The sequence below is a fragment of the Streptomyces sp. T028 genome (assembly GCF_048159505.1).
Classification (GTDB): domain Bacteria; phylum Actinomycetota; class Actinomycetes; order Streptomycetales; family Streptomycetaceae; genus Streptomyces.
This window is the reverse complement of the sequence record NZ_JBLRVZ010000003.1, coordinates 24424-46881: the sequence shown is the minus strand read 5'-3', so window position 1 is coordinate 46881 and position 22458 is coordinate 24424. Positions and strand designations below refer to the sequence as shown.

Sequence of the window (22458 nt, the reverse complement as noted above, 5' to 3'; positions counted from 1 at the left end):
GCTCACCTCACTTCAGGATCAGCATCTTGGACTTCTTCTTCGGGCGGCCCTGGCCAGCCTTGATGGCGTCGGATCGGGCTTCCCAGGACAGGTCTCCCGCCATCGCGCCGTCCATCTTGAACGGGGAGTCGTGGCGTTCCTTCTCGATCACCCACAGAGGCTGGCCGTCCTCGTCGAGCATCTTCAGGACGCGCTTTCGGGCGTTGGCGATGTGCCGGGCGAGGACCTCGTCACCGTTGTGGGTGACGTCGCCGGCCTTCATCGCCCGGTGGTAGGCGCGCAGGCTGTAGGCCATGGCCTTCGGCCGGTTCGTCCACCACTCGGTGACCCGCTTCTCGCCCCACCGGCCCTTCCAGCGGACGATCATGCCGTCCCAGTAGGGCGGGTCGGCGTACACGCGGATGACGTGCCACCGGTCGAAGGCGGCGATCAGGGTGTCGTCGACCTCACCCTCGGGGCATTCCCACTCGGCCTCGCCGGGCGGGCACTCCCAGATGCCCAGCGGCCACTGGAAGCCGGACGCGATGTGTGTGGCGATGAGGGCGGTCGCGTCGCGGAACTGGGCTCCGTCGAAGCCGACCGTGATCGGGTCCCCGTCCGGGACCACGAAGCCGGGCCGCGCGAGCTCATCGCGCCACCGCTGCACGTCGAACGCCTGACGGCCGGCCTGCACTCGCCGGTTCAGCCACACCCGTTCGAAGTACGAGCGGTCCGTGTCCGGCTGGTTGTACAGGGAGGCGATGTAGTCGACCTGGCCCTCGAAGTCCGGCCACGTCGCGATGGCCGGCCCGGACGCCTCCCGGATCGCCGCACGCAGCTGCCCGTCGTCGGTGAGGTCCTCGTCCTCGCGGGGCGCGGCCTCGCGATGGAAGAAGAACAGCGTCCGGTCCTTGGTCTTCTTCTGCGCGACGAGTTCGGCGTACTCGTGGGTGCCCTCCGCCACCGAGCCCTCGCCGGGGGTGTAGGTGGTGGTGGTCTCCAGCGACCATGGGTCGGCGAGCATGCGCTTGGGGATGTTCGCCAACATCGTCTGGTGCGCGTCCCGCAGCCGCGGCAGCACGAACCGGTGGGTCTCATCGAAATGCTGGAAGGTGGTGCGCGCCCCGTCCCGGGAGTCCGGGCTGGAGGCGAGCGCCTGCGCCTTGCCGTCGCCGCCGACCCGCATGATGCGTTCCAGACCGGCGTCGAACAGGTCCGCATCCGGGCCCTCGGTGCACATCACGTACAGCGCCCCGTACGCCAGGTCCGAGGTCTGCTCCTCGGTGTACGCGACCATCGGAATGTACGGGTCGCGCACCGGACGCCCGACCGGCCGACCCCGGGAGTCGAAGCCGTCGCAGCGCACCGGGCTTTCGGGGTGGAGCTCGGCGAACGCGACCGCCGCAGCGAGCTCCGTCTTCGCCGTGCCCTTCCGCACGCTCAGCGCAACCCGCTTGAAGCGGCGCCGCCCGGCCCGCGGGTGCCCCGGCGGGTACACCTCGTACCAGCGGTAGATCAGCGCCCGCTTCTCGTCGTCGAGGCGGTAGTCCTCGCCGCGCAGGTCCCCCGGGCCGTGCACGCACCGTTCCTCGAGGAACTCGCACACCTGGCGGCCGAGCGTCGGCCACGGTTCGGCGTCCGGCTCGGGGACGATCAGGACGCCCACGGCCTACACCACGTGCAGCATGTTCCGCGGGTCCTGCCCCGGAGGGTCCTCGTCGTCGCTGTCGGCGGACGCCTGCACGGCGGCGTTGCGGCGGCGCCGGGTCCGCTCGGAAGCGTCCTCGCCCCGGTCGATCTCCCACTGAAGGCGCCGGCGGTCGATCGGCGTCAGCCCGAAGCACTGCCGCTGCAACCGGATCTCCGCCGCCAGGGAGGACGACGGCTCACGCCAGAAGTCGTCCACCAGGACGGCCAGCATGAACAGGCCGTGCACATCCACCCGGCCGTCCACGAACTCCGACGCCATCGGCGACGCCCACACGTCGTCCCACCAGGTCCGCGTCGCCTTCAGCCAACGCCTGCCCGCAGGCAGCGTCGGCACCGGGAAGTCGTCCGGCACACCCGACAGGCGGCGCGCGGTGGAGGTCTTGTTGCGGCGCTGCCGCGTCTTCGGGTCCTTCGGGATCTGAGGCATGCGATGCCCCCTTCAAGTGCCATCACGGCACGTCAGCCGGGCCATCGCGGCACCGGACACGGTGTAACGCACGGTCACCAGGAGTGGCGTCGCGCCGACCCTGGGATCCGTACAGACAGAAAACGCCCTCCCCGGCGGTCCGGCAGAGATCATGATCAAGGGGTAACCCCCCAGGTGATCACCACGCAGTGTGATGGTCGAGCGTGATCGTCGTGCCGTTCGGTGACCGTCTGGGGTCTGCTGGGCGCTGCGCCACCCTCTGGCGGGCCGCTGCGCGGCCGGCGGGGGCCGGCTCAGTCGTCGTCGGGGAGCTGGTGGTGGCTTGCAGGGCTCGACTCCATGAGTTCGGCGGTGCGCAGCATGCCTGTGCGCTCGATCCATCCGAGTCCGTCGCTGCATGCCATGCTCAGCCTGGTGTCGCCGTCGGTGTCGATGACCTTGAGCAGGACGATGGCGCCGTCGACGAGCTCGCCGTCCTCGACAGTGGCTTCGACACCGAGGCTGTCGAGGATGTGACCGATGGGCTTGGCCCTGCTGTCGGTGCTGTCGTCTGAGTGGCTCATGCCTGCTGCTGTCCCGGCTGCGCGCTGTGCTTGGTGAGCCAGCGTCGTACGGTCTGGTTTTGGCGGGCGTCTGCGAGGGCGTTGTGTTCGCCGGCCTGCTGCTGCGGGAGTGCGTCGTGCGGGATGCCGAGGCGGGAGCGTTCCTGCTGGATGTCGTGGGTGAACATGGGGATCCCCTCGGGGAGGTCCACCATCCGCCCCCAGAGTTGGGCCAGGGCGACGTGGTCGTAGGCCCCGTAGTTCGCCCACAGTTCGGCGTCGGGTGTGGCCTGGATGAAGTCACGGACCTCGTTGGCGATGACCCGCTTGGGGCGGACCCGGGTGTCGTGCAGGTCGAGGATGCCGTCGCTCTGCTGTAGCGCGTTGATCTGCGGCGCTGGCTTGTACCCGCGCAGCGGGAGGTGTGGCCACACGTTGGCCTTCAGCCACTGGTGGTTGAGGATGCGGTCGACCGGCATCTCGGAGTTGACGGCGTAGTACTCTCGGCCGTCGTCGCACACCATGCCGATGGAGATCAGCTCGATGGTGCGCCCGTTCTCGAGGAACTCCAGGTCGTAGTCGATCGCGGTCACCGGTTCCACCCTCCGGGCTGATGTGTGGCGGTCTCGGACGAGTGGCAGGGGCCGCACAGTCCGCGCCCGTACTTCGGGTCGTTGGGGTCGAGGCCGCGGGCCTCGAGTTCGCGTCGGCTGAGCGGGTGGTGGTCGGCGTGGACGCTGGGTTGCGCGCGGCACAGGACGCAGGTGGGGTGCTTGGCGAGGACGCCGGGCCGGAACTTGGTCTCGTGGGCGCGGCCGTAGCCGCGCTGTCGGGCGGTTCCGCGCTGCTTTTCGGCTTCGGCGCGGCAGCCGTCGCACTTGCCGCTCTGGTCGGTGTACTCGGGGCAGCCGGGGGTGGAGCACACTCGCCAGCCCGTTCGCCTGCCCATCACGTCTCCGTCCCGCTACGGTGTCGGCATTCGCCTTAGGGGGGTCAGATGAGAACCGATGCGGCATTCGGTGTGTTCGTGGTGGGCCTGGCGCTGTTCATGCTGGGCATGTGGATGGGGTTCGCGCCGGCGCTGATGATGCTGGGCGGCCTGCTCATGCTGGGGACGGTGGCAGCGACTGCTCGGCAGCGTCGTACGGGCCCGGATCCGGAGGTGACGTTCAGGCCGGGCGGCAAGGACCGGCCGTGGAAGCGTTAGGTGATGCCGAGGTAGCCGGCGAGGCGGACGATGTTCTCGCTGCCTGGCGGATCAACGCTCACCCAGACTCGGTAGTCGCCCGCGGTGAGGGTGAGGGCTCCTCCGTCGGGGCCGACGAGGAGGCGGGCCTCGGTGGCGCTGGCCCACTCGCCGGTCTTCCAGTCCCCGACCGTGGGGTTGGCCCGGTTCTGCATGGGCAGGATGGCGATCTTCGGCGTGGTGCTGCTGAGATCTACCCCTGTCGGGGCGGTGACGGGGATGTGCAGGTACTCGGTGGAGCTGGCGGGGATCACCACGGTGTGCCCACCTCCCAGTCGTCGGCGTGCGGTGCGCCTGCCGAGTAGGGCGCGCTGTACGGTGCCCCGACGGTGATGTCGATGTCCGCGTCGGTGCCAGCTGGTATGAGGGGCCGCGCGGTGTTGGTCTCCAAGGCCACGGCGAGGGTGGCGCTCTTGGCGCCCGTGAGCGGCTGGGCTTCCTCGACGGATGCGGCTGTGCCCAGAGTTCGGCTCACGGTCCCCGCGAGGGTTTGTGCGGCGGCGGTTTCCAGTGCGGTGCCGAGGGTGACCGTCTTGCTGCCGACCAGTTGCTGCGCCGCCTCGGACGTGGAGGCGATACCTAGGTCTGCGGTCTTCGCGCCCGTGAGAGGCTGCGCTGTCTCGGTGGAGGCCGCGGTGGTGAGGGTCGCGCCGGCGGTCACGTCGGCGGCGGCGAAGTCGTCGAAGCGGATCGCGGACGTGGACTCGGAGCGGATGCCTACGCTCGTGCCGGTCGCGACGCCGGTGTCGGTGACCGAGACGCGTTCGACGCCGTTGACGTAGCCCTTGATGGTGCTGCCGACCGCCTGCACCTTCGCCACGTCGCCCGGCGCTGCTGCGGCCGCGTAGCTGCCGATGGAGGTGAACGAACCGCCGACAACCGAGAAGAGATTCCAGCTTGTGCCGTCGTTGCGCCACAGGTAGCCGCTGGTGATGTTGCTGTTGCCGCGGCACCACACGCCATGGCTGGCCGCCGTGGTGGCGGCGATCGTGGCCTGCGCGTAGTTGTCGCTGGTCGCCATCGCGCCAGAGGCGCGCAGGATGATCGTGCCGCCTGCCGCACCCGGGGAGAGCTGGTTGGAGACGATCGACCAGTCGCCGGACACCTCAACCCAGTTGGCGCCGAGGTCGCTGGAGTCGGCTCGGTTGAAGTCGTCGGTGAAGCTCGCCACGGCGACCTCCCGCTCTCGCCGTCGGGCTGCTGGGTGTTATGCGGCGGAGCTGGCCCGGAAGAAGTCTGCGATGGTCAGGGCGAAGTTGTTGCCGTCCGGGGTCCATGTCAGGTCGTGCTTGGTGAGCGGGATCAGGTCGGCGTCCGTGCCCGTGGTGGTGTCCGGGTCGTAGCAGATCACCAGCGCCCCGATCGCATTCCCGGTCGGCGACGTCCAGGTGACGTCGGCGGCGTCGATGTCCACGCGGTCGTTGGTGTCGTTGATCGTCACGGACACCGACGCGAGAGTCTTGCGGCCCACCGTCGTCTGCTCGTTGGAGGCGCCGGCGAGGAGGTCGGACAGGGTGTCGTAGTCGCGCATGGTGGAATCCGCGACGAGCCCCGACGATTCCAACGGCACCATGATCAGGGCGTCGTTCGCGGCGGGCAGGCTGGCGTAGTAGGCGAGCCGCCCGAGAGCGACATTGAAGACGATGTTCGCCATGGGGGCTTACTCCTCGGGGCAGCAGAAAGCCCGGCTGTCTCAGCCGGGCTTCAGAGGCACTACGTGCACCATGGCACAGAATGGGCTACCGCAGGTCAGCGCGTCAAGCGGCGCTGTGCTTCTTGTCAAGGGCCTGGGCGATATCCGCGAGATCCCAGAGGGCTGTGCGCTGCCCGCGGCTGGGGTTGGGCTGGTAGTCCGCGGGGCTGATGTGGTGGCGGTGGGCCCACACGCGGAAGTGAGACGCCTTCATGCCGAGCGAGTAGGCGGCCATGGTCGTCGTCACGAGCGGTCGCCCGTCCTTGCCCACTGGTGTGCTCATGCCTCAAGTGTGCCCGCTGCCGTGGATTCGAAAGGGCGCCGACGAGCCACGTCTTCGGATGGAAGGCTCACGGCGTCCCGTTGCCTAGGACGGGACGCCGTCACGGGCCTCGCGGTTACCGCTTCCCGAAGTGATCTGCCGGGTGCACCAGGTTACGGGAGAGCGGCAGCCACCCCTCGGGAACTCTGTGGAGCCCTTCGGCGGGACTCGAACCCGCGACCACCGTTTAACGCTAGGCCGGCTCGGTGCTCTGCGCGGGGCCAGCCCGTGGGCCGTTGCCCGCCCGACTGAGCTACGAAGGGCACGTTCAGAATGTCACGGCCATCAGCACTTGCCAGGTAGGGCGGCCGGAGTATCGCACGCAGCCGCAATGTCCAGGCCCTTAAGGAACGCGATGTTGAAGGTGAGATTGTCGAGCGTCTTACAGACTTCGGGCGTCTTTGGGTCCTCTTGCCAGCCTGCGAGGTCCAGGTTCCAATCGTCCCACTCAGGAGCGGCCTCGGCGACGGCATCGGTGCACTGCTGGCTGACCTCTTCTTCGCTTAGGAGCTTGGTTGCCGTGGCGGTGATGGTCACGGCGGGTTCGGAGAGGCCGGCCTTTGGCTTGGCGTCGGCGTTGTCGCTGCTGCCGCATCCGGTGAGTGTGGCGGCGAGGATGGCGATGGTGGCGAGCGCGGTTCTGGTGCTCATGGTCCCCCCAAGGACGGTGTGTACGGCCGTCATTGTGGGGGTGTTGTGCGGGTGGTGTATGCGCTGTGCATGCTCCGTGGCATGGCTGTGACATGAGCGAGCCCCGCCACGATCAGCGTCGTGGCGGGGCTCTTCTCAGTGGGCGGGGTGACAGGGGCCGCTCTTCAGGCTCGCGGAAGCCTCGCCGGGTATTCCGGCTCCCTTCCCTTCGCGTCACCCCTTAGCGGGAGTCCTTGTGCGCGGGCCCCAAGGACCTTCCCCTTGCGGGTCGGCGTGCGCGCCCTGCCGTTTCTCCAGCCTAGCCGGTCAGTGCGGCTGTGAAGTGTTGCTGACCCACGCATAGGCCTCGGCGAGGTGCTTCAGGCCCTCGGCCTGAGCGGTCGCCGTGGCGTTCTCGCGCAGCTCGGCCACAGCTTCGGTGATGGCCGTGTAGAGCGCGGCCTGGGCATCGGCCTTGGTCTTGGTCTCCTGGTCGAGAGGCATTCGTCCTCCTGGCTGGTTCTGATTGTGTGAGTTGTGCGGTGTGGCACGCTGATGGCTTGCACACGTGGTGGGCCCTGGCTTCGCCGAATGAGGCGGCAGAGCCAGGGCCTGGCTGCCTTACAGGGCAGCCGTGATGGCGTAGCCGATCAGGCCGACCGCCAAGACGGGCAGGCCGAGGGCAGCGCCCTGCTGCTTGGCGACCTTGCCCAGGTACGCCTGTGCGGCCATAGCGGCGACCATGACCACGGCCGCCTGGTGCTTCTTCGACATGTCTTCACCTCCCTTCGTACAGAGTTGGAGGGAAGGATGGCACGAGGGACTGACAATGCCCGCTGTTCTACCCCCCCCCGGGCGCACGGGGTCGCGCGGGCCGGCCGGGAACCGGTCCGGCTCTTTGCTCGCACCCGAGCAAGTGGTGTCGTCGTCGGGCACGCAGACGAGGCGGTGGTTGACGAGCATGCGGACGGCGATCCAGCGGCAGCCTGCCTCGTGTGCGACGACCAGGCCGCCCCACAGCGGATCCGCCTCCGGGTTCTCGATCAGGTTCACTGGCTGATCACCTCCAGGTTGAACAGGGCGGCCTGGGGGTCGGAGCTGGGAGGGACGGGCGTCGGCGGGGGCACGGGGGCGGGTGCTGGCGGTGGAGGGGCGGGCTCGGCTTGTCGGCGCTGGGGCCTGGCCGGGGCTGCGCCGGTCTTCGGGCAGGGACAGCGGCACCACCACACGCAGGGCTCGCCACCCGGGCGCAGGATGAAGCGGGCGACGACCCGGCCGCGGTGGTTGTGGACCCACTCCTCGTTCCGGTCGACGGCGGGCCCGCCTTCCTGCCGGTGGACGCAGATGTCGCACCGGCGGTTGAGGCAGTTCCAGCACGTGCCGCGCTCACAGTGGGCCCACCGCCAGAACCCGAACGGGTACTTCCGGTCGATCTCGTGGAGGTGCTCCGGCCAGACGTGCTCACGCACCCACGCCCCGTCTGCCTCCGACATGGGCGACGGGTTGGGCACCGGGTCGACGATGCCCATGATGAGCGCCCCGTGCAGGTTCAACAGCTTCGTACGGTTGACGGCGTCCCAGTCGGCGTCCGTGAGCTTGCGCTGGGGCCGGCGTATGACGGTCACCGGTACCTCCTGCGGGCTCGTGGGTCGATGAGGTCGGCGGCGTGCCGGATGCCGGGCGGCTCACTGCGGAGCGGGTTGTACGACTGCATCTGGTCGGCGTAGGCGCGCAGGTACCGGGCGAGGCGGCGGGCGGTCCACCGGCAGGCGGCATGGGCGACGAGCACCAGGACGGCGAGCAGCCACAGGAGCGGGAGGGCAGCATCGAGCATGCGGGCGGTGCTCACCGGTCCGGCTCCTTGCTCGCAGCCGAGCAAGTCGGGTCGCCGCCGGCGCACCGCAGGCCGTCACGGGTGGTGACGTGGACGTGCTCGCCGACCTCCACCACCCTCTCGGCGATCGCCGCGGTGATGGTGGTCTTCCCGGTGCGGCGAGGGTGCTCGATGGTGGCCTGCCTGAGGGCCTCGGCGTCGGTGGCTGCTTGCTCGACGGAGCGGCTGGAGGCGGTGGCGTTCGCAGCGAAGGCCCCCGCAGTGGGCAGCGCGGCGAACAGCCGGCGCAGGGCCTCGCCGAACGCACGGCCGTCCGGCTGGATGGTGACGACCACCCGGGGATGATGGCGCTCGACCTGGTGCCGGGCGCGGTCGGCGTCGGGGTACGGGCGGTAGTTCACACCTGTTCGCCTCCAGTGCGCCGGAAGACCCAGTCCCTGGGACCGAGGAAGATGGCCCGGTATTGACCGCAGCCGTCGCGGGGCGGCCCGGGCAGGCTGGTGCAGAACTGGTGGAGTTCGCACCGCATCAGGTCGTCGTCGAGCCGCTCGCGCAAGGGGTGGCGGATGGTGAAGCCGTCAGGGTCGAACTGGACGACGTGCTCGGTCTCCTGATCCGCCAGGAGCGCGGCGACGGCGTCGGGGCGCGGGCAGTGCGGGCTGCCGCAGGCGATCGTCGCGGCCTGTGTGCGCTGGAGGGTCTCGCCGCAGCCCATCGGGCAGTACCCGGCGATGGCGCTGCCCCCGCTCACCGGGATTCCCCCGACTGCGCACCAGACTCCGGGTTCAGCGCGCGCTCCAGGCGCTCCTCCCAGTTCGGCGCGAAGAGGTCGAGGATGGTCAGGTTGTGCTCGAACCGGTAGCTCTCCTGGCCGGGGCCCAGCTCCAGGTTGCCCGGGGCTTGGCGGAGCCACTCCATGCCGATGCGCCACTGCTCGGCGCTCCCCAGGTCGTACCAGTCGTCTCCGTACTGCCCGTCCGGGCCCTCGTTTGGGAACTGGTCGGTGACGGAGAAGGAGGTGACGACCGGCTCGTCGTCCCGCTCGCGCAGCAGGGCGATCACGTCGTCCCAGCCCTGTTCCGACCACCGGCCGGCCTCGGGCCCGTTGAGCCCGTGGTAGGGCAGGCGGCGCCGGTAGATGCCGGAGTCGACGCCGGCCTGCATGACGTCGGCGAGCCACGCCCGGTTGGGCCCGTCAACCCAGGCGTGAAGCTCGCACTGGCCGTGGAGGCGGGCCGCCAGCCGCACTTGCTCGCTGCCGAGCAACATCGCCGTGTTCAGGGTGAGGGAGAAGGTGTCGATGCGTCGGCCGCGGTGCTGCATGAGGGGTGTCGTCCAGGTGTCGTCGTGGGAGAAGGCGAGCCGGTACACGGTGGCCAGCGGCATGCCGGGGCCCTCCCGGTCGGCGTGCTTGGCCACGTAGTGGTGCGGGCTGACGAGGCTGAGCAGCCGGTCGAAGCGGGTCGTGTCGTCGAGGCGGAGCATGCCGACGGCCAGGTCCTCGACGAGGCCGCGCAGCCAGGCTCGCTCGGAGCCGCGCAGTTCGGCGTCGCGGGTGGGGCTGTGGAAGTAGACGCGGCTCACGGGGTGGTGCCTTTCGGGTTGTACGGGTAGAGGTCGACGAGGCGCACGCGCGGCCGTACGCCGTGGGGGTAGAGGCCGAACCGCCAGGCGCCCTCATAGGCGCGGGCGAGCAAGGTCACAGCGAGCCGGATGGCGTCCTCGGGGGTGTGCCCGGCCTCGGCGAGCGTGGCCAGGCCGGCGAGCAGCTGGTCGTCGTACGCCACGGTGAGCCGGTCCTCGGCGGGTGGCGCATCCGGCGCAGACGGTGGTTCCTCCGGCGGCGCAGGTGGCGCAGCCTCGGGGGCGGCGTCCGGCGCATCCGGCGCGGACTCCGGCTCGCCGACGGCCGGTTGCGGCGCGGCCTGGCTCTGCGCCAGGCGGATCTCGGCGACGTCGCGGCGGATCGTGTCCTTGCCGACCCCGAGCCGAGCAGCGATGTTCCTGGCGCTGATGCCCGGCTCCTGGCGCATCAGCTCCTTAACCATGGCGCGGCGCGCGGCGATGGTCAGCGGCGCAGGCATGTTCACTGGCCCGCTCCGTCAGGATCGGTGGCGCGCGCCACCTGCTCACATGGCGCGCCATGGCGCCTCAGAAGACCGGCCGTGATGACCTCGGCGAGGTACTGGCGGATCTGGGCGAGCGCCAGAGCCGATAGGGGCCCGGTCTCGGCGGCCTCGGTCAGGGCGTCGTAGATGCGGGCTCGAAATACGTCGGCGAGCGATGGCACGGGGCGGCTGTCGGGGTGCACCGGCCAGTCGAGGATGGCCAGGATGGCCATGCCGAGGTCCCACGCTTCGGCACTGTCGCGGATATCGATGCGTGCGAGCTGCGCGCGGATCTCGTCGTGCCGCCGCTCGGTCGCGGAGGCGAAGGCGCGCAGGCGCTCCAATTCGGCGGCGTCGCCCGGCGCGAGCCAGCCGGCGACCTTCCGGCGCGCCTCCGGGTCGAAGAACAGAGCGACCGGATGCCCGTCCTCGGCGATCGCCCCGACCGTGAAGACCGGCTCTTCCTCCGGGGCGGGCTCCAGGGCGGCGTCGTACCGGGACACAATCAGCGGCTCAGCTGGAGTGGACTCGCCCTCGGCCGGCTCGTGCCCGCCGCTGGTGTCCTTCTCCCGCTCGATGTCGCCGGCCCGGCCGGGCACAGCACCTGCGGCGGGGATGAGGTCGGCGACGATCGCGGCGCGCAGGTAGTTCCGGGCGTCCAGCAGCGACAGATGCTGCTCCTGCTCGCTAAGGCCGTCCCACGGCGGGCAGACGAAGTTGAATGGGCTGCTATGGGCGATGTGCTGGCGGGCCTTCGCGAGGGCGAGGACACGGGGATCGTCGACCTCCGGGCGCTGCGGGTCGGCGCTCACCGGCGCACCTCCTTCTCTCCCTCGAAGGGCTCCAGCAGATCGAACGCAGCGTCCTCTCGGCCCGAGAGGTACAGCTGGGCGTAGTCGCCGATGCGGTCGCGGCGCAGGATGCCGCGCTGCTCGGCGATGAACCCGTCGTCGTCCCAGAGGCCGGGCCGGTAGTCGCCGAGCGCGCTGCTGCCGTTGGCGTCGGCGCGGTCGAGGCGGGAGCGCGGGAAGCCGTACGCCAGCGCCTCGGCGCGGGTCCATGCCCCTGTGGGTCCCTCCGCGATGCTCGACCAGCCGACGTAGAGGTCCTGGTCCGGTGCGGCCTTCACGATCAGGCAGCGCAGGCGCGGGTTCCGGTCGGCCTTCTCCTCGGCGAGCTCGTCCCGGAGGCGGTCGATCTCGGCGAGCAGCGTGGGAACGGTGCCGCCTGGGTGGGAGTCGGCGTAGTCCCGGCGGATCTTCCGCTCGCGCTCCGGCGTCAGCGGTGCAGTCATCAGCCCTCACCACCCTGGGCCTGGTCAACGAGGAAGGCGATGGCCTGCTTGGCGGACATGTGGCCGTTGGCCTCGGACACGGCACGGCGCAGCTGCTCGGCCTCCACGGTGAAGCCGTTCTTGTCGAGCAGGTCGGCGGCGTGCTTGCCATGCCGGACCCACGCGCCGGTGTCGGCGACGAGCTTCGCGGCCGGGACGGCGGCGATCCGTGCGGCCTCCAGGGCGGCCGTACGGGCCCGGTGGAAGTTGTGGCGCTCGCGCGTGCCTCCGTGGCTCGTGCACGATGCGCCAGCGGGCGCACCGCAGCCGGCCGGGGACGGCGGGCACGGCACGGTGCGCGGCGACGACGTGGGGGTGGTGCTCATTCCGGGTCACCGTCCTTCAGCTGAGGCTTGACACCTGCGGCCTCGTACCAGGCGGCGAACTCCGGCGATCCCATGCCGGGCTCGGAACCCTCGACCGGCGCGCTCATGGCGGTCGCGGCGGCCAGGGCGAGCGTCGCGTGCACCAGCGCCTCCGTGGCGAGCGCTCCGCCAGCAACCGGATCGGCGCCGTCGCCGTAGGTGAAGTGGTGCGCCATACCGGAAAGACGCTCCGCCTCGCGGTAGTGGAACGGCCCTGTGGCCATCAGTCGTTCTCCTTCGGGGTGTTGCGGGGGTGGGGTGCACCGTCGTCCTTGCCCGGCCAGTCGTGGCCGAGGGGCTCCAGGCACCAGCAGCGCTTGTCGTCCGGCGTGCCGACCATGAGGGGCGGGCGGAGGGTGGCCGGGTCGCGGTTGTCGCGGAAGTGGACCCGCTTCCACTTCGCGGCGGCCTGCGCGTCCGCTGCGGCCTGGGCGCGGACGCGCTTGGGGTCGGCCACTGCGCTCAGCCCTCGTCGCCGAAGCCGGGCAGGCCGCGGGTGTCGAGGCCCATGGGGCTGACGGCGGCGTGCGCGTGGTCCAGGGCGTCGGCGAGCAGCTGGGCGGCTTCGGCGGCGTGTGCCACAGCGGTGCGCAGGTGCTCGACGGCCTTGGCCGGGTCGCCGCCGCCGTCGATGGTGACGCGGCCCTGCTCGTGCGTGGTCCGCACGGGCTGGAGGGTCTGCACGATGGCCTGCGGCAGCATCCGCGCCAGGTAGGCGAGGTTGCCGATGGCGTCGTACGCGTGCGGCGGGAACTGCCAGTCGGCGCCGGTGCTGATGGTGTCGTGGTTGAAGGCGCGGACCAGTTCGGCGGCCTGGGTGAGGGTGCGGGCGGGTGTGGTCATGGTGTGGCCGGTCCTTCGGGTGAGGATTCGAGGTCGAGCACGGCGCGCAGCAGGGCGGCGTGCTCGTCGGTGAGGCGGGGGCGTGCGGCAGCGCGCACGGGCTTCTTCATCAGCACGGGCACGTCGAGGCGGATGCCGAGCACCGTGCCGTCGGGGCCGTAGGCGATCTCGTAGCCGTTCGGGGTGATGAACCAGGCTTCGTACGCTTCGGCGGGTTTCCCAGCGCGCGCCGGCGTCGAGGCGAGCAGGCCGGCCACGGCGGCGGGCGGCTTCGCCCGGTACCGGTCCATGGTGCTGTTCAGCATCGGGCAGACGGCGACGGCGTAGTCGAGGCACTCGGGGTGCATGCCGGGCTCGTCGACGTATCCGGCGGTGCTGTCGGCGGGCCGGACGACGAGGCCGATACGGCGCCCCAGCGGCTGGCGGCAGAACTGGCACAGCCGGTACGTGATGGCCTGGACGCGGCGGACCGGGAAGTTGACCCCGAAGTAGGGCCGACCGTCGAACCAGCCGGTGATCCACGGGACGGTCAGTCCGCCGTGGCGCGGCAGGGCTGCCGCGCGGGCGGGCGGCCGGACCGCTCGGGGTCGGCGGGGCTTCGGCATGACGGTCCTCGGTGTCAGTCGTGGGTCTTGTCCGGCGTGGCGCCGGAGATGCTGCGGTCGGTGACGGCGGTGAAGTCGCGGTCGGTGTCGAGGTAGTCGGCGATCCGGTCGGTGTCGTCGGCGAAGACTTCCGCGAGGATCTCGGCGGCCTGGTCGTCGCTGATCTGCACGTCGTACGTCGCGGTTTCGGTGACCTGAACGGTGAACGGCACGGGGTACTCCGGGGGGGTGGGCCCGGCGACGGGAAGCGAGTCTGGCGGTGTGACGCGGTCGCATGTCCGGCCGCCGGGCGGTCGGGGGTGGCTACCGGTACTCGTAGGCGCCGTGGCCGGTGCCCGCGTCCATGTCCGGCTCGTGTTCGTCCTTGGCGCGGCCCGCGATCTGGCGCAGGCGCGACAGGGCCGTCTCGGGGTCGCCGTACCAGAATGTCTGCGTCCTGGTTAGGCCAAGAACGTTGGCGGCGACCTGACCGATCAGGCGACGCTCCCCGTCCTTCTCCGCGAAGACGGAGCCCCTTGTCACCGACTCGGTACCGTCGTCCTCGACGACGATGATGTCCTCCACGGGGTCGTCGTCGGGGAGCACCACGATGTGCCAGCCGGTGAGGTGTGCGGCCCATCCGGCGGCGCACAGGGTGGTGCCGCACGCCGGGGCGACGCTGGCGAGCAGGGCCGGGTAGTTCCCCGCGCCGAGTTCCACCCAGGCGCCCATGTAGAAGGCTTCGGGATGGGCTTCGACCTGATCGAGGACGGCGGCCGCAACGGCCGCGGGCGTCTCGGGGTACGGCGTGACCGTGGGTTCGGTCATCACAACTCCAGTCGTGCGTAAGGCTGGTGGAGTAGTGCTGGTGGGACTCGAACCCACGACCTCAGGACTTATAAGATCCGCGCTCTGCCAACTGAGCTACAGCACCTCGGTATTGAGTTGTGGTGGGCCGCGCCCCGCCGAGGAGGGTGGGGGAACGGGGCGCGGCCCGGGGTGGCGGCCGGTAGGGGGGAGGCCCGGCCGCCGGTCTGTCAGGCCCGGGTGAGCAGCAGGAGCCGCTTGTGGGCCTTGGTCTTCACGTCGTCGTCGGTGCCTTCCAGCAGCCGCGTGGCGCGCGCGAGTTCCTCGGTGATGCTCTTCGGCGGCCGGATCATGGCCACGTGGTCGAGGTAGTCGGTGATCGTGCGCTCGGCGGCGTAGACGGTCTGTCCGACGCGGTCGATCTCCCGGCGGAGCATGTTGTCGAGGACGTCGCGGCGGTGGTTGTGGATGGTGACGGCCTGCTTGGTGGCCACCCCGCCCTCGTCGGTCTTCACCGGCCACAGGTCGGCGATCACCTTGTGGAAGTCGTCGATGGCCAGGTCGGTGCGGGCCAGCGCGGTCTCCTCCGCCTCGAACGCCTCGGCGTAGCGCAGCGTCAGGCCGAGCGTGCGGCGGGCCTCGTCCAGGTTCACCAGGCCGCTGGCCGTGTGCCGGATCGTCCACCGGGAGGCGGCGTCGGCGAGGGCGAAGCGTTCGGTGTTGGCGCACACCACCCGCCACGGGGTGACGACGACTTCGGCCTGAGAGCTGCCGTCGTGCGAGTTGATCGCGACGATGAACAGGCGGATCTCGTCATCCAGGCCGCCCCGGTCGATGACGATCGAGTCGGGAACCTGCATGGTGACGAACACCCTCCGGCCGCCACGCAGCGCTCCGGCGGATTCCCACAGCACGCCGTGCGTGTCGGCGAGGTCTTCGAGGAACTCGAAGATGCGCCGCTGCTGGAAGACGGTGTACCGCTGGCCGACGGTGCCGAGGGCTGCCCCGGTGTCCGTGCGTGCGGTGACCCAGCGGTCTTCCATGATCCGGTCGCGGCCGTCGTAGCGGTAGCGGACGGGCACCTTGTCGACGCGGAAGTCGATCTGGGCGACCCGGAGCACGGTGTCGATGTCGGAGATGCCGCCGGGGACGACTTCGCCGAGGCCGTGCCAGGCCGGGGTGGACGTGTAGAGGGCGGCGGTGCCGCGCGAGGTGTCGAGGCCGTCTCGGCCGATGACTTCGCCCCGGTCGTAGCCGACGCTGGCGGCGTAGGTGCCGTCGTCGCGGCGGCGGGCGCCGGTGGCCTTCACCAGCGCGGTGCGCTGGTCGTGGAATCGCTGGTTGACGTCGGTGGTGCTCACGGTTCCCCCCTCCGGGGTTGGTCCGGGTGTGGTCAGGCGCAGGCGGCGGAGCGGGTGATGGACTGGCGGCGGGCGTGGAGCGGTCCGGACCGTTCGGCCCACGGGTCGACGAGGGCGAACCGCACGTCCGCGATGCCGAAGGCGTCGATGGCCTTGCAGATCTGGCACGGGCACGGGACGGCCAGCCACAGGCCGTGCAGGCTGCGGATGGTGCCGTGGTAGATCACGAGGTCGCCGGGCTCGATCAGGTCGAGTGCGCGGAGCAGCGTGTCGGACATGGCTCCCCCTTTTCCGGGACGGGTGGACGGGTTACGGGTGGCTGCGGAGCGGGGCGCTGCTGGGCGTCCAGCGCATGGCGTCGCCGCTGCCCCTCCACACCGAGGCCGGGCGGCGTGCGGGGACGGCGGGCGCCGGGGTGCGTCCGGCGGTGCTGCCGTAGCAGTCCCACGCGGCCGTCAGGACGTGCGTCTCCGAAGGCCGGTAGGCCATGACACGGCGGAAGCGGCCGTTGATGAACCGGAAGGCCCGGCCCGGCTCACGCCGGTACGTCTGCCGGTAGATCTCGGCGGCGACCCTGCCGAGGGGCGAGCCGTACCGCCAGTCGGCCGGGATGCCGCGCCGCATCAGGTATTCGGCGACGGTGGTCCGGCGGGTGATGGCGTTCACGGCTGCCTCCCTCACAGCGGTTGGGCCGGGGCGAAAGCTCTGCCCCATGTCAAACAGAGTACAAGAATGTACGACTCGCCACAATGCCTAAGTCGTAATTTCTTTGACAACACCCGCCGCACTACGCCCTGTTGATCACCCGCCGGTCACCCGGCGCACCGCCGCTCACGACGCCCGGTTCGCCGTGAGCAGGTACAGGCGGCTCCCCTCATAGCGGGCCGGGCGCCCCGTCTCCCCGTCGGAGCACTCCCCGTTGACGCACCACGCGCGCGCCCGGTCCTCGTCCGGCCGACAGTGGATCGTCGCCTGACCGCACACCAGACAGACCACGCCCCGCATCAGCCGGGACGGCGCCTGGAGCCCGAGAATCGTCCGGCACGTCGAGTGCCAGCGGCCCACCGTCGACGTCACCTCCCCCACCCGGCCCGTGGCCTCAGCACCTGCGGGCAGCGCCTTCAACGCACGGTCCCAGCGCTGCATGTGCGTCGAGCCGCGCAGCTCCATGTCGAGGATCCGCGCCTGGGCCTTGATGGCCGTCGCCCAGTGCACGGCGTCGAGGGAGGCTGGCGGCCGGGAGCCGGGCGTCGAGTGACCGCCGGCCTCCCGGGGCTGAGCGGTGCGCAGGGCGAGGTCGTCCAAGCGGTGGATGAGTCCGGGGCCGCCGTCGCCGGGGTGATCCTGGTCGCCGGTCCAGCGGTCCACGAGGTCGGCGACCAAGGCGTCAAGCGTCCGCACTGGTGCCCTCGTTCTTAGCGTCGTCGGGGAGAAACAGGTCGTCCCCCTTGAGCCGGTACGTGAGGACGCGGCGCGCGCGGGGTCGGCTCGTGACCTGGTAGTCGAGGTGCTGGGCTGACGCCTTCTTTGCCGCGACGTCCCACAACGACATGCCCAGGCGTTCGCCCAGGCGCAGTTCCTCGTCGATGGCAACGATCAGTTCAACAAGAGCCTCCGGATCCCACGGCCCCTCGACCTGCCACGCCACCAGTTCGCCGCCGGGCGACTGTCGGACTTCGATCCGTGTCGCCGGTGCCTGGCCACCGCCGGGCTCATGCTCAGACCTCGGCATCGGGGGCCTCCGCCTCGTACGTCGGGAGGTCGCGGCCCCGCTTGGGGTTCTTGGGCCGCTCCGCCTCGAAGGAGACGATGACCTCGTCGCCGTCGCCGGTGATGTGGACGTCCCCGGTGTGCGTGCCCTTGGCGGCCAGGGCGGCCCGCCGGTTCTCGGCAGCGGCGACGGCCTTCTCCACCTCGGTGTAGTGGGCGGGGGTCTTCAGCACCCACTCGTGGCGGTCGATTGTGATGACGCGGTGTTCAGCGTCCATCGGTGTGCTCCTTGCGGTAGCTCTCGTTGGCGGGGGTGCCGTAGCCGGGCGGGATGCCGAGGGCGTGGCAGCAGGGGACGCAGCGGCGCCGGCCGAGGCGGGAGAACAGGCCGGGCATCGACCAGCGGCGGCGCAGCCCGCACACCGCGCGCGCGGGGACCGGCCGCATGTCGTCGGTGGAGGCCCGCATTCGGGCGGTGCTGACGAGGAGGAAGGTGACAGCGTGCAGGCGTCGTTCCTTGCCGGACACCAGCCACCAGCAGCCCGCGTTCTCGGGGATGGGGTGCGCGGTCACAGCGCCTCGCCTGCCGCGCGCCGCAGCTGCTCGTAGAGGGAGCGGCCACTGAGCTTGTCCTCGATGTGGCCGTCCTGCCCGGGGCCCGGGTTGCTGGCCGTGTTGATGGCGCGCGCCACGACCAAGGCCGGGCACGGCAACTTCAGAGGATTCCGCTGTCCATCGCAGTAGCCGCATTCGCTGTCGGGGAGGTGAATGGTCGCTGCGTCCTCGAGCCAGCGGATCAGAGGTTCCCGGGCGCCGAGCAGGATCCGGACCATTTCCAACAGCTCGCGGCTGTCGCAGTCGACGAGGTAGCCCTCACAGTTGCGGTTGTCGCGCAGGCGCCCCGCGGCGGCCCGCAGTTCCTCGGTGGGGGTGCTCACATCTCACCGCCCGTCGCGGTCAGCCACTGCGGCTCCGGGGCCACCCTGAGCACGGCCGTGCGGTCCTCGGAGGCTGCGAACTCTGGGGCGTCCGGGTCGACGTACTTCCGGCCCTCGTCGTCGTACAGGTAAGCCGTGTAGCGGATGACCATCCCGAACGCGCTGTCCTCGATGACCATCTCCGAGTCCAGCGGCACGTCGCGGGGCTCGATCCCGTTCAGGCGCAGCCACCGCTGTACGGCCCGCAGGCCGTCACGCTGGCCAGCCACCTTGTCCCACAGCTCGTGGCAGTCGATGACGAGACGCTGCTTCACGGGCGGGTCACCTCCAGGCGTCGACGGCCGCCGCGGTCCTGCTGGGTGGCCACTACGTGGTAGCCAGCAGCGCGGAGCTCGGCGGTGATGGCCTCCAGCTGGTCAGCCTCGCCGGGCCCGTCGTAGAAGACGTGCACGCTGCGGGTCCCGGCCTGCACGACGCGGAAGCCGGGGTCCCACTCGCCGGCCTCGAACTCGCTGAACTCGTGGCCCTGGTCGATGAGCAGCTGCTCGACCGACGCGGCCCTGATACGGCGCGCCATCACGCCTCCCTCATGCGGTCGAGGTCGGCGAGCGCCTGGTCCCAGTCGACGAAGCGAACAGCGCGATCGTCGAGATACGCGGTCGCGGCGAGCTTCCGGTTCGTCACGAGGAGCCGCCCGCGCTCGTTCCAGAACGGGCCGTCGTGTCCCAGCCGGATGGGGAAGCCCTTTGAGAGCAGCCATTTGGCGACCTGCTGCACGTCGCGGGTCGTGAAGATGAACACCGCGTCGTGTTCCATGAGGGCGCGCAGTCCGTCGAGGGCGCCGGGGAGGGGCGGGTCGTAGATCGTGCCGTCGTGCCAGCCCTTGGTGTAGGCGTGGATCACGCCGTCGAAGTCCACGGCGATGGCCATCGGTTAGGCCTCCATTTCGTGCGGGAGACGGCAGAGCGTCTCGGGGGCGGCGGCGTGTCCGGCGGCGTCGAGGGCGCGGTTCACGGCGAGCCAGATGTGCGCAGTGCGGGCGGCCCTGGTGGTCGGCAGCCGGTCGCCGAGGCTCTCGATGTACGCGTTGACGGCCTCGTAGGCGCGCTGGCGCGGGGTGCGGACGGCACTCTCGGGGAGACGACCCGGGCGCGCGGGCCCGTCGGCAGCGGCCGGGAACACCTCGGCGTACGCCTTGTCGGCTTCCCGGATCTCCTTCTCTAGCTCGGCCATGTGGTCCCGGCCGCAGCCATCGCAGGCCTCTACGCGTACGCCCTGGTCGTCGCGGTGGACCATCGCGGTGGACACGATCCGCCGCTCCGCGCCGATGAGTTCGCCCATCATGCTGACGAGCTGCTGCGCCTCGGTGAGCGCGTCCTCGGCCTGCTCGGCGCGGTGGGCGTACGACCCGGCCGCAGCATCGGCCGACTCGGCCTCCGTGTACCGCTGAAGTTCGGCGCGCAGGCGCTTAATCTGCTCCCGACCTCCCTTGCGCATCTCCTGGACGAAGGCCACGCGCCGATGCAGCGTGTCCATCGCGCGGTCGCGGACGCCCATCACGGCGTCGGCCATCGCGGCGCTGTGCTCCTCCGGGGACGCGACGATCTGTTCGCGTGCCCGCCGGTAGTGCTCGGCCGTGATGGCGGTGGCGTACTGCTCGCGCAGCCATGCCGGGTCGGTGACGGTGTCCGCCGGACTGTCCGCCGACTCGCCCTCGTTGACCTGGTGGTTCGGGATTGTGGGCCCGGAATTGTCCGCTCGGGTGTCCGGCGCGGCCTGGGTCAAGTTGAGGCAGCCGATCGGCGGGTCGGGCGCGTAGTAGCCGCTGAGGTCCCCGGCGGCCGCCTTCTCGCAGCGTCCGGCGTACACGTGCCCCTCCGCGCACTCCTCGCCGCAGGCCTGCGCCGCGCCATCCAGTTCGTCGCGCAGCTCGGCACCGGCGGCCCGCACGAGGAACTGCGAGGCTCCGTGCGCGGCCTCCCAGCGATCGGCGAGCAAGTAGGCCCGCCCGGCGGTGGCGCGCAGCCGCTCGATCTCCTTCTGCGCGCGCTCGCCCGCCTCCAGGTGGCTGGCCACCGGGACCGTGTCCTCATCGGCCCACACGGCGCGGGTCGCCCCGTCGTGCCCGTGCACGGACAGCATCAGGTCCAAGCTGTCCCACACTGATGTGGACGGGCGCTCACGCCACCGCAGGACGACCGTGCCGTCCGGCCACAGCACGCCGTCAGCCACCGGCCCGGGACCGGACACGCCCGTCACGTCCGTGTCCCGCTGGAGCACGAACAGGCGGGGCTGCGGGGTGTTCCAGTCGTCGCTCATCGGCCGGACTCCTCAGCCGTTGCGTATGCGGCGGCTTCGCGCGCGGTGCGCTGGCGCGGGATGGGCAGGGTGAGGGTGGTCTCCGTGTCGGGGTCGAGGAGCTTGGCGACGGGGATCCCGGGGAGCTGCACGGTGTCCTCGTCCGGCAGGACTGGCGCCGGGAGGTTCGGGGTGGCGACTGCGGCGACCTCCACGGCGTCGCGCGTGCCCCACTTGCCGACCTTCCAGCAGGTGACCATCGCGTACAGGTGCATGGGGCGCAGGACGAACATCCGCCACAGGCCGGCGAGCGGGGCCAGGAGCACGAGCCAGATGTGGAAGGCGAGCGGCTCGTCGTCGCGGGCGACCATGAAGAAGCGCAGGGCGATCAGCCAGTTCATCGCCAGGGCGACCAGGATCACGGACCAGACGAGGCTGCTCGCGTGGGCGCGCTGGGCGGGGTCGGCAACCAGAGCGACCGGGATCACGACGGACAGCAGCAGCTGGAGGAGTTCGACGATCGGCATCCAGAAGCCGGCGCCGGTGAGCGGCATGTACTTCATCCACCAGAAGGTGCGGACGAAGGTGCCGCGCATCCACCGCATGGACTGGTTGCGGTAGTGCTTCCAGGTTTCCGGGACCAGGGTGAAGACGATGGATGACGGCTGGTGGACGGTGTCCCCGGCGAGCATCGCGTACATGGTCAGCATCGAGTCGTCGTTCATCTGCATCGGCCGGCCGAGGAAGCGTTCGTTCTCGTAGCTGCCGACGTACGGGCGGACGACGTCGGCCCGGTAGAAGGCGAGCGTCCCGGAGTTGACCATGACCCGTTTCAGGACGGACTGCGCCGACCGGAAGCCGCGGGTGAACGGGGTGTAGAGCATGCACAGCATGCGGGTCAGCAGGTTGGTGCGGGAGTTGAGGACGATCACGCACCCGGCGACCGACTTGACCTTGGGGTCCTTGAAGGGTTTGAGGCCTTCGCCGACGGCGTCGCGGTCGAGGATCGAGTCCGAGTCGAGGGTGACGAAGATGTCGCCCGGGTCGTCGGCGAGGACGTGCATCTGTGCGTGCCGTTTGCCGCGGTTGACGGTGCGGTCCCACGTCCCGCCGATCCCCCGGCGGGCGGCTTCCTCGAGGAACCAGGCCTTCGTCGACTCGTAGGTGATGGGGGTGTTCGTCGCCTTGTCGATGCTGCCGTCGTCGACGACGCGGATGCGGTCCACGGGCCGGGTCTGGTCGAAGAGGGACTGCAGGCAGGCGCGTAGGGCGTTCTCGTCCTCGTTGTAGACGGGGACCTGCACGGTGACGGTGAGCGCATCGAGGAGGCGCTGCTGCCGGGGGTTGGCCGTGGCGGGCTTCTCCAGCCAGGACAGGGGGATCCACCACAGCAGCAGGAAGCTGACCAGCCAGGCGAAGGCCATCGAGTTGCCGTGGCCGGTGAAGGCGAGGGCGGTGGCGATGGCGTGCTCGATGGCCCACAGGGCGGCGCCGAGCAGGGGCAGCGCGGCGAGGGCGAGGTTGCGTCTGTTGCCTGCCCACCAGGCGTGAGGGGCGCGCATCAGATGTCCTGGGGGGTCTTGCCGCGGCGGAAGCCGGCGCGGACGAGGAGGGCGCCTCCGACGACCAGGGCGACGGCGAGGCCGACGAGCCACACCTGGTCGAGGACGATGCCGCCGATGGTGAGGCTGGCGCCGGTGGCGGCGAGGGAGCCGTAGTGCATGACGT

Annotated in this window: 42 protein-coding genes and 2 tRNA genes; 1 reads left to right on the top strand and 43 read right to left on the bottom strand. The window is 70.6% G+C overall.

Annotated features, from left to right (window positions below; all coding sequences use genetic code 11):
- Positions 1-7: 7 nt before the first annotated feature.
- From ACLZN2_RS02790 to ACLZN2_RS02770, 5 genes are all read right to left on the bottom strand, one after another.
- Positions 8-1645, bottom strand: a complete 1638-nt coding sequence (locus tag ACLZN2_RS02790) for a terminase (protein ID WP_416976708.1) — start codon at positions 1643-1645, stop codon at positions 8-10.
- A gap of 3 nt (positions 1646-1648) precedes the next feature.
- Entirely contained in the window at positions 1649-2116 is a 468-nt protein-coding gene (locus tag ACLZN2_RS02785) for a hypothetical protein (RefSeq protein WP_416976707.1), read from the bottom strand.
- 293 nt (positions 2117-2409) lie between these two features.
- Positions 2410-2679: a hypothetical protein gene (locus ACLZN2_RS02780; protein ID WP_416976706.1), complete on the bottom strand. Its 270-nt coding sequence runs from the start codon at positions 2677-2679 to the stop codon at positions 2410-2412.
- Positions 2676-3251 (bottom strand): 3'-5' exoribonuclease domain-containing protein, encoded by a 576-nt coding sequence (locus tag ACLZN2_RS02775; protein WP_416976705.1) that lies wholly within the window; start codon positions 3249-3251, stop codon positions 2676-2678. The genes ACLZN2_RS02780 and ACLZN2_RS02775 overlap by 4 nt, the downstream gene beginning before the upstream one ends.
- Positions 3248-3607, bottom strand: a complete 360-nt coding sequence (locus ACLZN2_RS02770; protein WP_416976704.1) for a holin — start codon at positions 3605-3607, stop codon at positions 3248-3250. The genes ACLZN2_RS02775 and ACLZN2_RS02770 overlap by 4 nt, the downstream gene beginning before the upstream one ends.
- A gap of 48 nt (positions 3608-3655) precedes the next feature.
- Here ACLZN2_RS02770 and ACLZN2_RS02765 point away from each other — a divergent pair, with 48 nt between their 5' ends.
- On the top strand, positions 3656-3865 hold the full coding sequence (locus ACLZN2_RS02765) for a hypothetical protein (RefSeq protein WP_416976703.1): 210 nt from the start codon (positions 3656-3658) through the stop codon (positions 3863-3865).
- On the opposite strand, the gene ACLZN2_RS02760 is transcribed toward ACLZN2_RS02765, so the two are convergent.
- From ACLZN2_RS02760 to ACLZN2_RS02575, 38 genes are all read right to left on the bottom strand, one after another.
- On the bottom strand, positions 3862-4161 hold the full coding sequence (locus tag ACLZN2_RS02760; protein ID WP_416976702.1) for a hypothetical protein: 300 nt from the start codon (positions 4159-4161) through the stop codon (positions 3862-3864). The two genes, ACLZN2_RS02765 and ACLZN2_RS02760, sit on opposite strands and share 4 nt — an antisense overlap.
- Positions 4155-5075 (bottom strand): hypothetical protein, encoded by a 921-nt coding sequence (locus tag ACLZN2_RS02755; protein WP_416976701.1) that lies wholly within the window; start codon positions 5073-5075, stop codon positions 4155-4157. The genes ACLZN2_RS02760 and ACLZN2_RS02755 overlap by 7 nt, the downstream gene beginning before the upstream one ends.
- A gap of 36 nt (positions 5076-5111) precedes the next feature.
- On the bottom strand, positions 5112-5558 hold the full coding sequence (locus ACLZN2_RS02750) for a hypothetical protein (protein ID WP_416976700.1): 447 nt from the start codon (positions 5556-5558) through the stop codon (positions 5112-5114).
- A gap of 103 nt (positions 5559-5661) precedes the next feature.
- Entirely contained in the window at positions 5662-5880 is a 219-nt protein-coding gene (locus ACLZN2_RS02745) for a hypothetical protein (RefSeq protein WP_416976699.1), read from the bottom strand.
- A gap of 188 nt (positions 5881-6068) precedes the next feature.
- Positions 6069-6183, bottom strand: a tRNA-OTHER gene (locus ACLZN2_RS02740).
- Between the two features lie 21 nt (positions 6184-6204).
- Complete coding sequence (locus ACLZN2_RS02735; protein ID WP_416976698.1) at positions 6205-6570, bottom strand: hypothetical protein; 366 nt, start codon at positions 6568-6570, stop codon at positions 6205-6207.
- Positions 6571-6876: 306 nt separating this feature from the next.
- Entirely contained in the window at positions 6877-7053 is a 177-nt protein-coding gene (locus ACLZN2_RS02730; protein ID WP_416976697.1) for a hypothetical protein, read from the bottom strand.
- Between the two features lie 117 nt (positions 7054-7170).
- The gene (locus tag ACLZN2_RS02725) at positions 7171-7323 is read right to left on the bottom strand and encodes a hypothetical protein (protein ID WP_416976696.1); all 153 of its coding nucleotides are present in this window, start codon (positions 7321-7323) and stop codon (positions 7171-7173) included.
- 275 nt (positions 7324-7598) lie between these two features.
- Positions 7599-8174 (bottom strand): DUF6248 family natural product biosynthesis protein, encoded by a 576-nt coding sequence (locus tag ACLZN2_RS02720; RefSeq protein ID WP_416976695.1) that lies wholly within the window; start codon positions 8172-8174, stop codon positions 7599-7601.
- Positions 8171-8398 carry a hypothetical protein gene (locus ACLZN2_RS02715; RefSeq protein ID WP_416976694.1) on the bottom strand — a complete coding sequence of 76 codons (228 nt, stop codon included), beginning with the start codon at positions 8396-8398 and terminating at the stop codon, positions 8171-8173. Before ACLZN2_RS02715 ends, ACLZN2_RS02720 begins: the two co-directional genes overlap by 4 nt.
- A complete protein-coding gene (locus tag ACLZN2_RS02710; protein WP_416976693.1) occupies positions 8395-8784 on the bottom strand; it encodes a hypothetical protein in 390 nt (129 codons plus the stop codon). Before ACLZN2_RS02710 ends, ACLZN2_RS02715 begins: the two co-directional genes overlap by 4 nt.
- Positions 8781-9134 (bottom strand): DUF6085 family protein, encoded by a 354-nt coding sequence (locus tag ACLZN2_RS02705; RefSeq protein ID WP_416976692.1) that lies wholly within the window; start codon positions 9132-9134, stop codon positions 8781-8783. Before ACLZN2_RS02705 ends, ACLZN2_RS02710 begins: the two co-directional genes overlap by 4 nt.
- Positions 9131-9967 (bottom strand): hypothetical protein, encoded by an 837-nt coding sequence (locus tag ACLZN2_RS02700; RefSeq protein WP_416976691.1) that lies wholly within the window; start codon positions 9965-9967, stop codon positions 9131-9133. Before ACLZN2_RS02700 ends, ACLZN2_RS02705 begins: the two co-directional genes overlap by 4 nt.
- The gene (locus tag ACLZN2_RS02695; RefSeq protein ID WP_416976816.1) at positions 9964-10467 is read right to left on the bottom strand and encodes a helix-turn-helix domain-containing protein; all 504 of its coding nucleotides are present in this window, start codon (positions 10465-10467) and stop codon (positions 9964-9966) included. Before ACLZN2_RS02695 ends, ACLZN2_RS02700 begins: the two co-directional genes overlap by 4 nt.
- A gap of 2 nt (positions 10468-10469) precedes the next feature.
- A complete protein-coding gene (locus ACLZN2_RS02690) occupies positions 10470-11303 on the bottom strand; it encodes a hypothetical protein (protein WP_416976690.1) in 834 nt (277 codons plus the stop codon).
- Positions 11300-11785 (bottom strand): hypothetical protein, encoded by a 486-nt coding sequence (locus ACLZN2_RS02685; protein WP_416976689.1) that lies wholly within the window; start codon positions 11783-11785, stop codon positions 11300-11302. The genes ACLZN2_RS02690 and ACLZN2_RS02685 overlap by 4 nt, the downstream gene beginning before the upstream one ends.
- On the bottom strand, positions 11785-12150 hold the full coding sequence (locus ACLZN2_RS02680; protein ID WP_416976688.1) for a hypothetical protein: 366 nt from the start codon (positions 12148-12150) through the stop codon (positions 11785-11787). Before ACLZN2_RS02680 ends, ACLZN2_RS02685 begins: the two co-directional genes overlap by 1 nt.
- Positions 12147-12413 carry a hypothetical protein gene (locus ACLZN2_RS02675; RefSeq protein WP_416976687.1) on the bottom strand — a complete coding sequence of 89 codons (267 nt, stop codon included), beginning with the start codon at positions 12411-12413 and terminating at the stop codon, positions 12147-12149. The genes ACLZN2_RS02680 and ACLZN2_RS02675 overlap by 4 nt, the downstream gene beginning before the upstream one ends.
- A complete protein-coding gene (locus tag ACLZN2_RS02670; protein ID WP_416976686.1) occupies positions 12413-12646 on the bottom strand; it encodes a hypothetical protein in 234 nt (77 codons plus the stop codon). The genes ACLZN2_RS02675 and ACLZN2_RS02670 overlap by 1 nt, the downstream gene beginning before the upstream one ends.
- Positions 12647-12651: 5 nt before the next feature.
- Positions 12652-13032 carry a hypothetical protein gene (locus tag ACLZN2_RS02665; RefSeq protein ID WP_416976685.1) on the bottom strand — a complete coding sequence of 127 codons (381 nt, stop codon included), beginning with the start codon at positions 13030-13032 and terminating at the stop codon, positions 12652-12654.
- Positions 13029-13637 (bottom strand): cell envelope biogenesis protein OmpA, encoded by a 609-nt coding sequence (locus ACLZN2_RS02660; protein ID WP_416976684.1) that lies wholly within the window; start codon positions 13635-13637, stop codon positions 13029-13031. The genes ACLZN2_RS02665 and ACLZN2_RS02660 overlap by 4 nt, the downstream gene beginning before the upstream one ends.
- A gap of 14 nt (positions 13638-13651) precedes the next feature.
- Positions 13652-13849 (bottom strand): hypothetical protein, encoded by a 198-nt coding sequence (locus ACLZN2_RS02655; RefSeq protein ID WP_416976683.1) that lies wholly within the window; start codon positions 13847-13849, stop codon positions 13652-13654.
- Between the two features lie 91 nt (positions 13850-13940).
- Positions 13941-14444 (bottom strand): hypothetical protein, encoded by a 504-nt coding sequence (locus ACLZN2_RS02650; protein ID WP_416976682.1) that lies wholly within the window; start codon positions 14442-14444, stop codon positions 13941-13943.
- Between the two features lie 32 nt (positions 14445-14476).
- Positions 14477-14550 (bottom strand) — tRNA-Ile (locus tag ACLZN2_RS02645).
- A gap of 103 nt (positions 14551-14653) precedes the next feature.
- Positions 14654-15784, bottom strand: coding sequence for a DUF932 domain-containing protein (locus tag ACLZN2_RS02640; protein WP_416976681.1), 1131 nt, complete (start codon positions 15782-15784; stop codon positions 14654-14656).
- A 32-nt stretch (positions 15785-15816) separates the two neighbouring features.
- Positions 15817-16062 carry a hypothetical protein gene (locus ACLZN2_RS02635; RefSeq protein ID WP_416976680.1) on the bottom strand — a complete coding sequence of 82 codons (246 nt, stop codon included), beginning with the start codon at positions 16060-16062 and terminating at the stop codon, positions 15817-15819.
- Positions 16063-16093: 31 nt separating this feature from the next.
- Positions 16094-16450: a hypothetical protein gene (locus ACLZN2_RS02630; protein ID WP_416976679.1), complete on the bottom strand. Its 357-nt coding sequence runs from the start codon at positions 16448-16450 to the stop codon at positions 16094-16096.
- A 165-nt stretch (positions 16451-16615) separates the two neighbouring features.
- Positions 16616-17185 carry a hypothetical protein gene (locus ACLZN2_RS02625; protein ID WP_416976678.1) on the bottom strand — a complete coding sequence of 190 codons (570 nt, stop codon included), beginning with the start codon at positions 17183-17185 and terminating at the stop codon, positions 16616-16618.
- Complete coding sequence (locus ACLZN2_RS02620; RefSeq protein WP_416976677.1) at positions 17172-17516, bottom strand: hypothetical protein; 345 nt, start codon at positions 17514-17516, stop codon at positions 17172-17174. Before ACLZN2_RS02620 ends, ACLZN2_RS02625 begins: the two co-directional genes overlap by 14 nt.
- Positions 17503-17772: a hypothetical protein gene (locus tag ACLZN2_RS02615; protein WP_416976676.1), complete on the bottom strand. Its 270-nt coding sequence runs from the start codon at positions 17770-17772 to the stop codon at positions 17503-17505. Before ACLZN2_RS02615 ends, ACLZN2_RS02620 begins: the two co-directional genes overlap by 14 nt.
- Positions 17762-18067, bottom strand: a complete 306-nt coding sequence (locus ACLZN2_RS02610; RefSeq protein WP_416976675.1) for a hypothetical protein — start codon at positions 18065-18067, stop codon at positions 17762-17764. Before ACLZN2_RS02610 ends, ACLZN2_RS02615 begins: the two co-directional genes overlap by 11 nt.
- Entirely contained in the window at positions 18064-18432 is a 369-nt protein-coding gene (locus ACLZN2_RS02605) for a hypothetical protein (RefSeq protein ID WP_416976674.1), read from the bottom strand. The genes ACLZN2_RS02610 and ACLZN2_RS02605 overlap by 4 nt, the downstream gene beginning before the upstream one ends.
- Positions 18429-18746 (bottom strand): hypothetical protein, encoded by a 318-nt coding sequence (locus tag ACLZN2_RS02600; protein WP_416976673.1) that lies wholly within the window; start codon positions 18744-18746, stop codon positions 18429-18431. Before ACLZN2_RS02600 ends, ACLZN2_RS02605 begins: the two co-directional genes overlap by 4 nt.
- Positions 18743-19009, bottom strand: a complete 267-nt coding sequence (locus ACLZN2_RS02595) for a hypothetical protein (RefSeq protein WP_416976672.1) — start codon at positions 19007-19009, stop codon at positions 18743-18745. Before ACLZN2_RS02595 ends, ACLZN2_RS02600 begins: the two co-directional genes overlap by 4 nt.
- Positions 19009-19362, bottom strand: a complete 354-nt coding sequence (locus ACLZN2_RS02590) for a hypothetical protein (protein WP_416976671.1) — start codon at positions 19360-19362, stop codon at positions 19009-19011. The genes ACLZN2_RS02595 and ACLZN2_RS02590 overlap by 1 nt, the downstream gene beginning before the upstream one ends.
- Before the next feature lie 3 nt (positions 19363-19365).
- Entirely contained in the window at positions 19366-20751 is a 1386-nt protein-coding gene (locus ACLZN2_RS02585) for a hypothetical protein (RefSeq protein ID WP_416976670.1), read from the bottom strand.
- Positions 20748-22292, bottom strand: coding sequence for a glycosyltransferase (locus ACLZN2_RS02580; protein ID WP_416976669.1), 1545 nt, complete (start codon positions 22290-22292; stop codon positions 20748-20750). The genes ACLZN2_RS02585 and ACLZN2_RS02580 overlap by 4 nt, the downstream gene beginning before the upstream one ends.
- The gene (locus ACLZN2_RS02575) at positions 22292-22453 is read right to left on the bottom strand and encodes a hypothetical protein (protein ID WP_416976668.1); all 162 of its coding nucleotides are present in this window, start codon (positions 22451-22453) and stop codon (positions 22292-22294) included. The genes ACLZN2_RS02580 and ACLZN2_RS02575 overlap by 1 nt, the downstream gene beginning before the upstream one ends.
- Positions 22454-22458: the final 5 nt, after the last annotated feature.

Excerpts from the sequence above, each read along its gene's own strand:
- ACLZN2_RS02785 (WP_416976707.1), bottom strand. The coding sequence starts at position 2,116 with ATGCCTCAGATCCCGAAGGACCCGAAGACGCGGCAGCGCCGCAACAAG.
- ACLZN2_RS02780 (WP_416976706.1), bottom strand. The coding sequence starts at position 2,679 with ATGAGCCACTCAGACGACAGCACCGACAGCAGGGCCAAGCCCATCGGT.
- ACLZN2_RS02770 (WP_416976704.1), bottom strand. The coding sequence starts at position 3,607 with ATGGGCAGGCGAACGGGCTGGCGAGTGTGCTCCACCCCCGGCTGCCCC.
- ACLZN2_RS02765 (WP_416976703.1), top strand. The coding sequence starts at position 3,656 with ATGAGAACCGATGCGGCATTCGGTGTGTTCGTGGTGGGCCTGGCGCTG.
- ACLZN2_RS02750 (WP_416976700.1), bottom strand. The coding sequence starts at position 5,558 with ATGGCGAACATCGTCTTCAATGTCGCTCTCGGGCGGCTCGCCTACTAC.
- ACLZN2_RS02745 (WP_416976699.1), bottom strand. The coding sequence starts at position 5,880 with ATGAGCACACCAGTGGGCAAGGACGGGCGACCGCTCGTGACGACGACC.
- ACLZN2_RS02735 (WP_416976698.1), bottom strand. The coding sequence starts at position 6,570 with ATGAGCACCAGAACCGCGCTCGCCACCATCGCCATCCTCGCCGCCACA.
- ACLZN2_RS02730 (WP_416976697.1), bottom strand. The coding sequence starts at position 7,053 with ATGCCTCTCGACCAGGAGACCAAGACCAAGGCCGATGCCCAGGCCGCG.
- ACLZN2_RS02725 (WP_416976696.1), bottom strand. The coding sequence starts at position 7,323 with ATGTCGAAGAAGCACCAGGCGGCCGTGGTCATGGTCGCCGCTATGGCC.
- ACLZN2_RS02695 (WP_416976816.1), bottom strand. The coding sequence starts at position 10,467 with ATGCCTGCGCCGCTGACCATCGCCGCGCGCCGCGCCATGGTTAAGGAG.
- ACLZN2_RS02685 (WP_416976689.1), bottom strand. The coding sequence starts at position 11,785 with ATGACTGCACCGCTGACGCCGGAGCGCGAGCGGAAGATCCGCCGGGAC.
- ACLZN2_RS02680 (WP_416976688.1), bottom strand. The coding sequence starts at position 12,150 with ATGAGCACCACCCCCACGTCGTCGCCGCGCACCGTGCCGTGCCCGCCG.
- ACLZN2_RS02675 (WP_416976687.1), bottom strand. The coding sequence starts at position 12,413 with ATGGCCACAGGGCCGTTCCACTACCGCGAGGCGGAGCGTCTTTCCGGT.
- ACLZN2_RS02665 (WP_416976685.1), bottom strand. The coding sequence starts at position 13,032 with ATGACCACACCCGCCCGCACCCTCACCCAGGCCGCCGAACTGGTCCGC.
- ACLZN2_RS02660 (WP_416976684.1), bottom strand. The coding sequence starts at position 13,637 with ATGCCGAAGCCCCGCCGACCCCGAGCGGTCCGGCCGCCCGCCCGCGCG.
- ACLZN2_RS02650 (WP_416976682.1), bottom strand. The coding sequence starts at position 14,444 with ATGACCGAACCCACGGTCACGCCGTACCCCGAGACGCCCGCGGCCGTT.
- ACLZN2_RS02635 (WP_416976680.1), bottom strand. The coding sequence starts at position 16,062 with ATGTCCGACACGCTGCTCCGCGCACTCGACCTGATCGAGCCCGGCGAC.
- ACLZN2_RS02620 (WP_416976677.1), bottom strand. The coding sequence starts at position 17,516 with ATGCCGAGGTCTGAGCATGAGCCCGGCGGTGGCCAGGCACCGGCGACA.
- ACLZN2_RS02615 (WP_416976676.1), bottom strand. The coding sequence starts at position 17,772 with ATGGACGCTGAACACCGCGTCATCACAATCGACCGCCACGAGTGGGTG.
- ACLZN2_RS02595 (WP_416976672.1), bottom strand. The coding sequence starts at position 19,009 with ATGGCGCGCCGTATCAGGGCCGCGTCGGTCGAGCAGCTGCTCATCGAC.
- ACLZN2_RS02590 (WP_416976671.1), bottom strand. The coding sequence starts at position 19,362 with ATGGCCATCGCCGTGGACTTCGACGGCGTGATCCACGCCTACACCAAG.
- ACLZN2_RS02585 (WP_416976670.1), bottom strand. The coding sequence starts at position 20,751 with ATGAGCGACGACTGGAACACCCCGCAGCCCCGCCTGTTCGTGCTCCAG.
- ACLZN2_RS02580 (WP_416976669.1), bottom strand. The coding sequence starts at position 22,292 with ATGCGCGCCCCTCACGCCTGGTGGGCAGGCAACAGACGCAACCTCGCC.
- ACLZN2_RS02575 (WP_416976668.1), bottom strand. The coding sequence starts at position 22,453 with ATGCACTACGGCTCCCTCGCCGCCACCGGCGCCAGCCTCACCATCGGC.